The organism is Bacteroides sp. (genome assembly GCF_052357945.1).
GTDB lineage: Bacteria > Bacteroidota > Bacteroidia > Bacteroidales > Bacteroidaceae > Bacteroides.
Map to the genome: position 1 here is coordinate 1 of NZ_DAWCXD010000132.1, position 13,567 is coordinate 13,567.

The 13,567-nt window shown below is 42.5% G+C and carries 8 protein-coding genes; 7 read left to right on the forward strand and 1 reads right to left on the reverse strand.

Features of this window, described 5'->3' with window-relative positions:
- From ACT8YW_RS18200 to ACT8YW_RS18215, 4 genes are all read left to right on the forward strand, one after another.
- The coding region (locus tag ACT8YW_RS18200; protein WP_444106614.1) for a tyrosine-type recombinase/integrase at nt 1-951 on the forward strand (951 nt) is incomplete at its 5' end.
- A 408-nt stretch (nt 952-1,359) separates the two neighbouring features.
- Nucleotides 1,360-2,109: a YjbH domain-containing protein gene (locus ACT8YW_RS18205; protein ID WP_004325599.1), complete on the forward strand. Its 750-nt coding sequence runs from the start codon at nt 1,360-1,362 to the stop codon at nt 2,107-2,109.
- 6 nt (nt 2,110-2,115) lie between these two features.
- The gene (locus tag ACT8YW_RS18210) at nt 2,116-3,333 is read left to right on the forward strand and encodes a hypothetical protein (protein WP_444106616.1); all 1,218 of its coding nucleotides are present in this window, start codon (nt 2,116-2,118) and stop codon (nt 3,331-3,333) included.
- Between the two features lie 47 nt (nt 3,334-3,380).
- Complete coding sequence (locus tag ACT8YW_RS18215; RefSeq protein ID WP_444106618.1) at nt 3,381-4,844, forward strand: carboxypeptidase regulatory-like domain-containing protein; 1,464 nt, start codon at nt 3,381-3,383, stop codon at nt 4,842-4,844.
- A 388-nt stretch (nt 4,845-5,232) separates the two neighbouring features.
- Here ACT8YW_RS18215 and ACT8YW_RS18220 read toward each other — a convergent pair whose 3' ends face one another.
- Complete coding sequence (locus ACT8YW_RS18220) at nt 5,233-7,449, reverse strand: patatin-like phospholipase family protein (protein WP_444106620.1); 2,217 nt, start codon at nt 7,447-7,449, stop codon at nt 5,233-5,235.
- A 268-nt stretch (nt 7,450-7,717) separates the two neighbouring features.
- Here ACT8YW_RS18220 and ACT8YW_RS18225 point away from each other — a divergent pair, with 268 nt between their 5' ends.
- From ACT8YW_RS18225 to ACT8YW_RS18235, 3 genes are read left to right on the forward strand one after another with little or no spacing between them, the layout of a single operon-like run.
- A complete protein-coding gene (locus ACT8YW_RS18225; RefSeq protein WP_444106622.1) occupies nt 7,718-8,890 on the forward strand; it encodes an efflux RND transporter periplasmic adaptor subunit in 1,173 nt (390 codons plus the stop codon).
- A 3-nt stretch (nt 8,891-8,893) separates the two neighbouring features.
- Nucleotides 8,894-11,998, forward strand: a complete 3,105-nt coding sequence (locus ACT8YW_RS18230) for an efflux RND transporter permease subunit (protein ID WP_444106624.1) — start codon at nt 8,894-8,896, stop codon at nt 11,996-11,998.
- Nucleotides 11,998-13,377, forward strand: a complete 1,380-nt coding sequence (locus tag ACT8YW_RS18235; protein ID WP_444106626.1) for an efflux transporter outer membrane subunit — start codon at nt 11,998-12,000, stop codon at nt 13,375-13,377. The genes ACT8YW_RS18230 and ACT8YW_RS18235 overlap by 1 nt, the downstream gene beginning before the upstream one ends.
- Nucleotides 13,378-13,567 lie beyond the last annotated feature (190 nt).

Here is a 13,567-nt window from a genome sequence, read left to right on the forward strand (position 1 = left end):
ATGAATAAAAATGGATTTAGCCAATGTGCCGGAGCGTACATTGAGCGTTTGCGAAAAGAAGGGCGATATTCTACCGCTCATGTTTATAAGAATGCTCTTTTTTCTTTTAGTAAGTTTTGTGGAACATGGAACATATCGTTCAGGCAAGTCACCCGGGAATGTTTACGATGCTATGGACAGCATCTTTACGGGTCCGGATTAAAGCTCAATACGGTTTCTACTTATATGCGTATGTTGCGTAGTATCTATAATCGGGGAGTAGAAGCGGGAAGTGCCCCTTATGTTCCCCGGTTGTTTCATGATGTCTATACAGGCGTGGATATCCGGCAAAAGAAAGCATTGCCTGTGACCGAATTGCACAAACTACTGTATGAAGACCCGAAATCCGAACGTTTGCGTCGTACGCAGACGATTGCAGCTCTGATGTTTCAGTTCTGTGGAATGTCATTCGCGGATTTGGCGCATTTGGAGAAATCGGCTTTAGACCGGAATGTGCTTCAATATAACCGTATCAAGACTAAAACACCTATAAGCCTGGAAATTCTGGAAAGTGCAAAAGAGATGATGAATCAGCTTCGAAGCAATAAAACTGCTCTTCCTGATTGTCCCGACTATTTATTCGATATTCTGCATGGTGATAAGAAGCGGAAAGATGAAAAAGCATATAAAGAATATCAGTCTGCTCTTCGTCGTTTTAATAATTCTTTGAAGGATTTGGCGAGAGTGTTGCGCTTGAATTCGCCCGTCACTTCATATACCTTCCGACATTCTTGGGCTACTACTGCCAAGTATCGCGGAGTTCCGATTGAAATGATTAGTGAATCGTTGGGACACAAATCTATTAAAACCACACAAATATATCTGAAAGGCTTTGGATTAAGAGAACGCACAGAAGTAAATAGAAAGAATTTATCTTACGTTAAAAATTACAATGTAAGTAGGAATAGATAGACAAAACTTTAATAATCAGTATTTAAATGTATCTGTTACTTCTTAGGTAACGGAATCAAATATGACGCAAAGATAGACAAAAATATAAATAGCAAACAAATATTCCCCCATTTTTTTTTCGTTTTATCTGATGCATACGGCAAAAAAAAATTCGAACATGAAATAATCATATCTTCATGCCCTCTGATTTATATGTCCTGTCTTAAAAAGAATTTCCCCCTTCGCTAAAGGCAAAAACTCTTCTATCACTGTAATTGTCAATGTTTTTCTCTATTCTCATTCCGATTGGTCTTGGTTGTGTGTTTACTGTTACCTAAGAAGTAACAGAATTATATAAGGTAAAAATAGTGGATTAATCAAAAAAGTTTTGAGAATATCTCTATTTAAAAGTATAACATACAAATAAAGATGAAACAAACTAAAGCGGCTTTTAGGAATAAGCCATTTATTTCGTTAAAAGGTAGTATTCTATTTCTGATACTCATTCCGATGAGCGGTCTGGTTCACGCGCAATATTCCATGGGAACAACGGGGCAGTTGATGATACCTACCGCTGAAATGCAGGAGACCGGTACATTTATGGGAGGAGTCAATTTCTTACCCGAGCAAGTTACTCCATCGGTTTTCAGTTTTCCTACCATGAACTATTTTGTAGATATGACTCTTTTTTCTTTTATCGAATTCACTTACCGGATGACATTACTCAAAATGACAACCGGTACAGGCAGAACGGGTTATCATAATCAGGACCGTTCTAATACGATTCGTATTCGTCCGCTAAAAGAAAGTCGCTATTTCCCAGCTGTTGTGATTGGTGGAGATGATCTTTTGACGGAGAAGAAGACTCCGTATTGGGGAGCTTATTATGGTGTGTTGACAAAGACTATCGGGTTTCGTTCGGGAGACCAATTGGCTGTAACGGCCGGATGGTATATTCATCAAGGTGATTGTCGTGTATTTAATAAAGGACCTTTCGGAGGTGTCCGCTATACGCCTTCTTTTTGCAAAGAATTGAAGTTGATGGTGGAATATGATACGCGTGGATGGAATATGGGTGCTGCCATGCGCTTTTGGAAGCATTTGTCCGTCAATGTGTTTACTCGTGAATTTACATGTGTTTCCGCCGGTCTGCGGTATGAATGTACATTAATGCATTAAAAGAAGATGAAAAGGATTGTTAGTGTGACCGCTGTTTTTCTCTGTGGTATTTCTTTGTTACAGGCACAGCCTGTTCGTGTGAGTGAGACACTGAAAGAGTTGGATATGGAGAATATTTCAGTTGTGGAGAAAAGGGACACGATAACTGCGGCTTTTGAGACCTCTGCTTATAGAGGTATTTATAATGGAATCGGTATTGCCATACGCCATTTGGTTACTATACTGGAAATACCGACTTTGCAGCTACTTATATTAGATAATGCCTTACCACAATTATGCATAACCATCCCTGCAGAATTGATTCAAAAATATCAGTCCGGTGAATGTGCGTTGGATGAAGTGTATCGTAAGATGGGGATGACTACTTCTACCGAAACTGCTGTGCGTCAGCTGAAAGGTGTAAAGCGAAAAGAAAGTTCTTTCGGTAAGATGGATTTGGTAGTATATCCCAACGTGATGTTAGTCAATAATGTAACTTATAAGTTGTATAAGGCGGCTCTCGAGTTGCAACCTGCCCTGGAAATGCAATTATGGAAAGGAGCTTCGCTACGGATGCAGGTTTCTTTACCTGTTGTAAGTAATGAAGATGGTAAGTGGAACTGCGTTCGCTTGGGATTCATGGCTTTGCGACAGGATTTTCGCTTGGCTAATCATTGGAAAGGATACCTCACAGGCGGTAGCTTCTCCAATGATCGCCAGGGACTTGCAGCAGGCATCGGCTATTTTTCGGCAAATGGTCGGTGGACGGTAGAAGGTGGAGGAGGAATAACCGGCTCTGCTCATTTCTATGGTAGCGAATGGAAAATGAGCAAGTGGAAAAGAGTCAATGGACAGATTAGCGTAGGATATTATATTCCGGAAGTGAATACCTTGGTAAAAGTAGAAGGAGATCGCTTTATTTATGGCGATTATGGAGTACGCGGAACTCTTTCACGCTACTTCGGCGAATATATTGTAGGTATATATGGTATGTATACAAATGGAGCAACGAATGCAGGATTCAACTTTTCTATTCCATTACCGGGAAAGAAACGCAAGCGACATCTGCTACGGGTAATGCTTCCCGAATATTTTGCTTTTCAGTATGATATGCGTAGCGGGAATGAATATGCCCATCGTTCGTTGGGCGAAAGTTATAGTGTTGAACCTAAGTCGGCAGAGAATTCACATTTCTGGCAGCCGGATTATATTCGATATTATTTGATTAAAACGAGTGAGAAGTGAAACATGATTGATATTTTAACTAGTATTTTTAACAAAATTGAAACATTATGAAAAGTGTAAAATGGTTTTATGTGGGTGCCATGGCGATAGCCTTGGGTATGTTAACTTTTGCGACAGTAGCCTGTCACGATGATGATGACGATCCGAAACCGGCAGAAGGGGAAGTAATTGAAACTCCAAAACCGGTAGTGGAGTATTACATTATGGGTACGGTGACTTCTGGAGGAAAAGCAATGAATGGGGTAAAGGTAAAAGTGGGTAGTAAAAATTACACAACCGACTCGAATGGTAAGTTCTCTGTTACAGAAAGTGCTACAGGTACTTATAGTATTGAAGCGTCTTCTAATGGATATCTTTCACAGAAAACGTCAGTTGTCATTGCAGATAATGCGGAGAATCGTAGTGTGGTAACGGTAGCTCTGGCTCTGACAAAGGAGAGTCCGAAAGAGACTGTGTCAATAACGGCAGCAGAAGAAACTAAGGTAGAGGATAAGAGTGAATCGAATCTGGCAATTGAAGAGCCGGGAGAAGTTGCTCCGGAAGAAGTGGTAGAGGATAAACCACTCGTAAAAGTCGAATTGGCAATACCGGCAGGTGCAATTGAGGCAACAGGAGAGAATGCAGAAATTGTTAAAGATGGTAAAGTAGACATCAGTGTAACAACCTTTGTTCCTGCTCCTGCAGAAGTGACTACTGAAGTGAAGGCTGAAGAAGTGAATCAAAATATAGAAAAAAGCATTCCTTTAGCTGCTGCTAAATTTGAACCGTCTGGTTTGAAATTTAAAAATGATGTTACGATTTCTATTCCTAATCCTATCCCTGGAATAACATTTGCTGATGCTGATATGATACTTACTTATCAGAATCCAGATACAGGAGAATGGGGAGATGCAAAAGATAATGATGGAAATGTAATTAAAAATATATCTTCTACTACAGAAAATGGAGCTGTCACTGCATATACAGCCCAAGTCGATCACTTCTCTGCTTATGCAATAGAAAATAAAGTATACAGCAAGATTAGTAATGAAACTGTGACAACTAATATTCTAGGGCAAGCTAGTCGTGATAATAGCGAGAATGCTAAAGCAGTGACTGGTATTGAACTGAAATATAAGGAAAAGTCTGGTTGGGACTATGATAAGAATGATGCTGGTCTTGTTGCTGAAGTTAAATCGCAATTAGGAGCTACTACTAGTGAGAGCGATACAAAAACGGTGAATGCAATGGTTGCTTTCATGAAAACTCGTATGTTCTCATTAATGGGATCGGTATCTGGCATTACGGAAACTGAACGTGTTTATAACACTGTAAATGTAAACGGATACACCACTATGAGTTATACTTGCTATGCAAAAGCTCGTACTACCACGTTGACGGCTAATGTAAAGTTTAATGGTCAAAACAAGACGGTTTCGATTACAGCAACTCGTTATACCGGAACGGATCATCAATATAAGACGGTTACTTATAATCCGACACATAGCGGCGGTAAGGGTGGTAGTATTTAAGATGTTTTATAGTAAGGGGCTTGGATTCGTTTGTAGCATTGAATCCCTGCCTTAGCCGATTAGGAAAAAGTACAGAGGTACATCTTTACCTAATCGGGGCCACGCATCAGATTTTATTTTGATGCACATTTCCCTGAATATCAACTGTCTGTGAAGATCGTTGATATGATTTGAAACGATTCATTGAATCGATATGTAATATTTTTAATAAAACCCTTTTGAATATGTTCCTTTTTTAATAAACCCTTTGGGGCATATTCATATAGAGTATAGAGGGAGGAGATCACTGTGAAGCGGTCTCCTCTTTTGCTTTTTGAAAATATTGTATTACGCGAAGTAGTATTGCTAAAATCTGTCTTCCTTGGAGTGTTATTATATTCTTTTTTGACTAGAAGTAATACCCTAAATTCACAAAACAACTTCCTTTGTCCGTCTGATTGGAGTATCCCAACGATATTTCCAATGGTCCGAAGATGCTGTCCATTCCATAACCTGCACTAACGCCGAATAATTGCTTGCCTTTCAATATATCGAAAAAATTACTATCCGTTAGCCCGTAGTTACCCGTCAGTGTGAGATAATGAATGGCTCCCATCCGTTGCCTGAACTTAATAGACGCAATCATGATGGTGTTATCCATCAATTCCAGATTGGTGACCCCGGCAAATGGTAATTGCTGTGGAATATAGAAACCGGGTACGTCACCGCCAATGGCATTTTGCAGCGGATAAGGAAAATCTCTTCCGATCAGGATACGTCCATAAATGGAAGGAATGACGGAGAAACGGCGGGTCACAGGGATGACACTTGCCCACGAAGCATTCAATGCTGAAAATGGAGCGTGGTCGTTGTATTGTGCCATGTTATCCGTATAAAGCGAATAGGCAGCTCTGAAGTCACTTCCTTTAGAAGGGAAGCGTCCTTTATCATAAGTATTATATTGCACTTGGGCAAAATAACTTAGAAAATGTTCCGATTCCACTTTCAGATCGGAGATTTCAGGTTTCTTGAACAGGAAATCTTTGTACTTGTAGTATTCAAAACGCAGACCGAGTCCGAAGCGGAAATTTTTGTACCATACATCGGAGAAACCGAATTCTGCCAGATGATATTTATACGTTGTATTATAGGCACGGTCACCTTCCTCGTAAATGTTGATATCGTTGTATTGGAACATATACGAGAAGTTGAAATTACGTTGCTGCATGGGTTCCAGCGTATAGTCTATGCGGGCAGCATATCGTTTACCCAATCGACCGGTAAGAGCCAGGCGGGAAGGAATATGAGTTTTGAGGTCTGCCGTTGCATTCACCAACAAAGACGCGATTTCTTCCGAATCGAAACGGATGCCCAGATTGATTCTTCTTTCATATTTTTCCTGCAACAGGAAGGTGAGGTGATAACCTTCAGGAGTTTCTTTCAATGTATAGCTGGCACTGGAATAGGATTGACTACCACGTAATTGATACAAGGCCTGTTCTATTTGTTGAGTGGTTATGTCACTGTTTTCTTTCAGATTACATTTCTTCATCAGCCATTTTTTATCATCCACTTCTACACCGGAAAATGAGATGTCCGTCACATAAACCGTGCGTGCATTGGAAAGAGAGGAATAAGGGCCATGTTGTTTCGGAGTATAATCTTCGGCTATTCCTATCTTCTTTTTCAAGGCAAGCAACGAATTCCATTGTTCTTTAGCCGCTTCTTCGCCTCTTCGCATCAGAGTGTCGATGGCAGCCGGGGTAAAACTGGCGGATGAATATCCCTCCACATTGACACGGATATAAGTGTCTGTGAGGTCTACATTCTTTTCGTGGTTAGACTGGCAGGTGATGTCTACAATCTGCCCCAGAATATCGGGGACGCTGTTGAGCTTGTCAGCCTTCTTCAGAGCATTCTGCACGTCTACTCCAATAATAATATCGGCTCCCATGGCTTTCACAACATCTGCCGGATAGTTGTTTACAATGCCGCCGTCCACTAATACCATGCTGTCTTGCCGTACCGGAGTGAATACACCCGGAATAGCCATACTGGCACGCATAGCGGTTGAGAGTATTCCGTCATGGAATACAATTTGCTCTCCGTTGACAACATTGGCCGCTACACAGGCAAATGGAATGGGAAGTTTATTGAAGTCAATAGAGTCATGATACCCTACAGTGAGGTCTGAAAATAGGTTAGCCAGATTTTGTCCTTTCATGAGTCCTCCGGTAGCAGCATCCTTGGGAGTTTTGGTGAAAGGGATAGAGACTGTATATTTTTCAGACCGCTCACGATCAGTCAATGACATGGCACTTCGTTTGATACGGTCGCTCAACAGGAATGTCCAATCTTGTTTTCGTACCATGCTGTCCAATTGTTCCGTAGTATAACCGATGGCATACAGACCGCCTACGATAGCTCCCATACTGGTGCCGGCTATATAGTCAATAGGAATTCCGGCTTCTTCGATCACTTTTAGTGCTTTGATATGTGCCATTCCTTTGGCACCGCCGCCGCTTAGAACGACACCCACCTTTTTTCTTTGCTCTTGAGAATGCAGGGAAAAAGGCAATAACAAGCCAATTGATAAAACTAATGTTGAAAAGATTTGTTTTTTCATTAGGATATGGTCTAGTGTTGATATTTAATATAATACAAATGTAGAGCATAATTTGTTTAGTTGTTGAAATGGGAACTAAAAAAAATGTTCCAAAAGTCGGAAATGTGGATAATTTCTACACAATACAGCGGATTTCCACACTTGCCGTGAAAAGTAGAACTGTAACGCTTTGGTTGTAAGTGTATAATGCGTATGTTGTATTTTGGCACATAAATTGTAGTAAGAGTATAGAACAAACATAAGTTAAATTAAATAATTAAGATTCGATATGAGATTATTCTTTTCGAAACATGAGTTGAAACTGAGGAGGAAGAGAAACATTGCTGCTATTATATGTGTGGTAGTTGTACTGGGTGTGTATTGGATATTGACCCGCCCTCAGAAGGCTGTGCCGGAAATGCCGACAGTTATTGTTGAACCGGTAGTGAAAGACGACGTAGAGATATACGGGGAATATGTGGGACGTATTCGTGCTCAACAGTTTGTCGAAGTACGTGCCCGTGTGGAAGGCTATCTGGAAAATATGCTTTTTGCCGAAGGGACATACGTCAATAAGAATCAGGTTTTGTTTGTAATTAACCAAGACCAGTATCGTGCCAAAGCAGATAAAGCCAGAGCGCAATTGAAAAAAGACGAGGCGCAGGCTTTGAAAGCGGAACGTGATTTAAAGCGTATCCGTCCGTTGTTTGAGCAGAACGCTGCTAGTCAGTTGGACTTGGATAATGCGGAAGCAGCTTATGAAAGTGCCGAGGCAACAGTAGCCATGAGTGAGGCGGATTTGGCACAAGCTGAACTGGAATTGGGGTATACCATTGTTCGTTCGCCCTTATCGGGACACATTAGTGAAAGAAATGTGGACTTGGGTACGTTAGTAGGACCCGGTGGAAAATCATTGCTTGCTACCATTGTGAAGAGTGATACAGTGTTGGTCGATTTTAGTATGACAGCACTCGATTATCTGAAGAGTAAAGAAAGAAACATTAATTTGGGACAACAGGATTCCACTCGTTCCTGGCAGCCGAATATTACCATTACATTGGCAGATAATACCGTCTATCCATTTAAAGGATATGTGGATTTTGCCGAACCGCAGGTCGATCCTCAAACCGGAACTTTCTCTGTACGTGCAGAAATGCCGAATCCGAAACAAGTATTGTTGCCGGGACAATTTACAAAGGTAAAGTTGTTGTTGGATGTTCGTGAAGGTGCACTGGTTGTTCCGATGAAAGCCGTTACCATTGAAAAGGGTGGAGCATATATTTATACCATGCGCAAAGATAATGCGGTAGAGAAACGTTTTATCGAGTTAGGACCGGAAGTCGGGAATAATGTGGTGGTAGAAAGAGGACTGGCAGAAGGAGAAATGGTGGTTGTAGAAGGTTTCCATAAGTTGACTCCGGGCATGAAAGTACGTTTGGGTGATAACGCGAAAGGAGAATAAACGATGAAAGTTACTTTTTTTATAGATAGGCCGGTCTTCTCGGCTGTAATCTCCATCGTAATTGTGATTGTCGGTATTATTGGCCTGACAATGCTTCCGGTGGATCAATATCCGCAGATTACCCCTCCGGTAGTGAAGATCAGTGCATCCTATCCGGGTGCTAGCGCACTTACCGTGTCGCAGGCGGTAGCCACTCCGATTGAGCAGGAAATCAATGGTACGCCGGGTATGCTTTATATGGAATCAAACAGTTCTAACTCCGGAGGTTTTTCGGCAACGGTCACTTTTGACGTATCTGCCGATCCGGATTTGGCAGCCGTTGAGATTCAGAACCGTGTGAAATTGGCGGAATCCCGTCTGCCGGCGGAAGTCATTCAGAATGGTATTTCGGTAGAAAAACAGGCTCCCAGTCAGTTGATGACGCTTTGTTTGACTTCTACTGATCCGAAGTTCGACGAAATTTATTTGAGTAACTTTGCTACTATCAATGTGCTCGATGTAATTCGCCGTATTCCTGGGGTTGGACGTGTATCTAATATCGGTAGCCGCTATTATGCGATGCAGATATGGGCGCAACCCGATAAGTTGGCAAACTTTGGACTGACCGTGCAGGATTTACAGAATGCATTGAAGGATCAGAACCGTGAATCGGCAGCCGGTGTATTGGGACAACAGCCGGTACAGGGACTGGATATTACCATTCCTATTACAACTCAAGGACGTTTGTCTACCGTAGGGCAGTTTGAAGATATTGTAGTGCGTGCCAATGCCAACGGGTCTATTATCCGATTGAAAGACGTGGCGCGTGTATCGTTGGAGGCCTCCTCCTATAATACGGAAAGTGGTATCAACGGTGAGAATGCTGCCGTGCTTGGCATTTATATGCTGCCGGGAGCAAATGCGATGGAAGTAGCCGAGAGGGTAAAAGAGGCTATGGATGAGATTAGCAAGAATTTCCCGGAAGGATTGAGCTATGAGATTCCGTTCGATATGACGACCTATATTTCTGAATCTATTCATGAAGTATATAAAACGTTGTTTGAAGCGTTGGTATTAGTTGTATTGGTCGTTTATCTATCCTTGCAGAGCTGGCGTGCAACGTTGATTCCGGTAGTAGCGGTGCCTATTTCATTGATCGGTACTTTCGGATTCATGTTGATTTTCGGTTTCTCGCTGAATATACTGACATTACTAGGATTGATTCTTGCTATCGGTATTGTTGTGGACGATGCGATTGTGGTAGTGGAAGGTGTGGAGCATATCATGGAAACGGAACATCTAAGTCCTTATGAAGCGACGAAGAAAGCAATGAACGGACTTGCTAGTGCTTTGATTGCCACATCACTGGTATTGGCAGCGGTGTTCGTTCCGGTTAGTTTTTTAAGTGGGATTACGGGGCAGTTGTATCGCCAGTTTACGGTGACCATTGTAGTGTCCGTACTTATTTCCACGGTAGTGGCTTTGACATTGAGCCCGGTGATGTGTTCATTGATTTTGAAGCCGGATAACGGAAAGAAAAAGAATATCGTTTTCCGGAAGATTAATGAATGGCTGGGCATCGGTAGCAATAAATATGTGGCTGCCGTGACTCGTACGATCAAGCATCCTCGCCGGGTTTTAAGTGCTTTTGGTATGGTATTGATCGCTATTATGCTGATTCACCGCATTATTCCGACCAGTTTCTTGCCTGTGGAAGATCAGGGATATTTCAAGATTGAATTGGAATTGCCGGAGGGAGCTACTTTGGAACGTACCCGTATCGTAACAGAACGTGCCATTGCTTATTTGGAAAAGAATCCATATATTGAATATATACAGAACGTAACGGGAAGTAGTCCGCGTGTTGGAAGTAACCAGGGACGTGCTGAACTGACGGTGATCCTGAAACCTTGGGAAGAGCGGAAGAGCACCACTATTGAGAAGATTATGGATACGGTGGAAAAACATTTGAGGGAATATCCCGAATGTAAAGTCTATCTGTCCACTCCTCCGGTTATTCCGGGACTGGGTAGCTCGGGAGGTTTTGAAATGCAGTTGGAAGCCCGTGGAGAAGCCACTTTCGATAATTTGGTAGACGCGGCAGATACATTAATGTACTACGCATCCAAGCGCAAAGAGCTGACAGGTCTGTCATCTTCTTTGCAGTCGGAAATACCACAACTCTATTTCGATGTAGACCGTGACAAAGTAAAGATGCTGGGTGTGCCACTGGCTGATGTGTTCTCTACCATGAAGGCTTATACCGGTTCGGTGTATGTGAACGACTTTAATATGTTCAACCGTATATATAAGGTTTACATTCAGGCGGAAGCTCCTTACCGGGAACACAAAGACAATATCAATCTGTTCTTCGTGAAAGCCTCCAATGGAGCGATGGTACCGTTGACTTCTTTAGGAAATGCCTCCTATACCACAGGACCGGGAAGTATTAAACGTTTCAATATGTTTACTACGGCCGTTATCCGTGGAGCAGCTGCACAGGGATATAGTTCCGGACAGGCGATGGAGATCATGGAACAGATAGCTCGTGACCATCTTCCCGATAATATCGGTCTTGAATGGAGTGGTCTTTCTTATCAGGAGAAGCAGGCGGGAGGTCAGACAGGTATGGTGATGGCATTGGTATTCCTGTTTGTTTTCCTTTTCCTTGCTGCTCAATACGAAAGTTGGACAGTGCCTATTGCCGTGTTGCTCTCTTTACCTGTTGCCGCTTTGGGAGCCTATTTAGGAGTCTGGGTTTGCGGATTGGAGAACGATGTCTATTTCCAGATTGGTCTGGTAATGTTGGTGGGACTTGCTGCCAAGAACGCGATTTTGATTGTCGAGTTTGCAAAAGTACAGGTAGATAAAGGTGAAGACCTGGTGCAGTCGGCTATCTATGCGGCCAAATTACGTTTCCGTCCGATTCTGATGACCTCTCTCGCATTCGTACTCGGTATGCTTCCGATGGTATTGGCAAGCGGTCCGGGGTCGGCAAGCCGGCAGGCAATCGGTACAGGTGTATTTTTCGGAATGATATTTGCCATTGTATTCGGTATCATTCTTGTGCCGTTCTTCTTTGTGATGGTGTATAAAACAAAGTCGAAAATTTTAAAACATAAGAAGTAATGAAACGAAAGAAACTATATATTGCTATCCTGTTACTTGCCGGAGTCTTGACTTCCTGCAAGGTAGGAAAAAGCTATGTCCGTCCTGATCTTCATTTGCCCGACAGCTTGGAAAGAGCGCAAGACTCGATCAGCTTCGGCGATCAGGACTGGAGGGATATTTATACGGATGTTACCTTGAGAAGTCTGATAGAACGTGCACTGGATCACAACAAGGATATGCTGATTGCCGCTGCCCGTGTGAAAGAAATGGCAGCACAGAAACGTATTTCCACCGCTGCGTTACTTCCGGATATCAAAGGAAAAGTAACGGCAGAACGTGAACTTGAAAATCATGGAGGAGACGCTTTCAAGAGATCAGATACCTTTGAAGCACAATTCCTCGTTTCATGGGAACTCGATCTTTGGGGAAATCTGCGCTGGGCACGTTCGGCCAGTATTGCCGAATATCTGCAATCTATCGAGGCGCAACGCGCATTGCGGATGACGATTGTTGCTGAAGTGGCACAGGCTTACTATGAATTGGTTGCTTTAGATACAGAATTGGACATTGTAAAGCAAACATTGAAAGCCCGTGAAGAAGGAGTACGTTTGGCACGTATTCGGTTTGCTGGCGGGTTGACTTCCGAGACTTCCTATCGACAGGCACAAGTGGAGTTGGCACGTACGGCAACTTTGGTTCCTGACCTCGAACGTAAAATCTCTTTGAAAGAAAACGATATTGCCTATCTTGCCGGTGAATATCCTAATAAGATAGCCCGTTCCCGTTTGCTTCAGGAATTCAATTCTCCGGAAACGCTTCCTGTTGGATTGCCGTCTACATTATTGGAACGTCGTCCCGACATTCGTCAGGCAGAGCAGAAATTGATTGCTGCCAATGCGAAAGTGGGAGTGGCTTATACAAATATGTTCCCGCGTCTTGCCCTGACAGGTGGTTTCGGTAGTGAAAGCACCTCTTTGTCGGAACTCCTGAAATCTCCATACGCAGTGATGGAAGGAGCTTTGCTGACTCCGATCTTTGGTTGGGGAAAGAACCGTGCGGCATTGAAAGCAAAAAAGGCAGCTTATGAAGCTGAAGTACATAGTTATGAAAAAGCCGTATTGGAAGCTTTCAAGGAAACACGTAATGCGATTGTCAACTTCAACAAGATCAAGGAAGTGTACGAACTTCGTGCCAATTTGGAACGTTCGGCCAAGAGCTACATGGACCTGGCACAACTGCAATACATCAATGGAGTTATTAATTATCTGGACGTATTGGATGCCCAACGTGGATATTTTGATGCACAGATTGGGTTGAGTAATGCTATCCGTGACGAGTTGATTGCGGTAGTTCAACTCTATAAGGCTCTTGGTGGAGGCTGGGAACAAAATCCCTAGAATTATCATATCGATTCACTCATTGAAGAAAACGTTAAGGCTATCTCCTATACCGGGAGGTAGCCTTAATTTTTCTTTCTTCTTCTTTTTGTCTTAAAAACAACAACAGAAGAATTTTCATAATTCGGAAAAAAGTGCGAAATTTGCAACGCTTTTCAAGTTTGACAAGAAACTTACTAACACCTTTAAA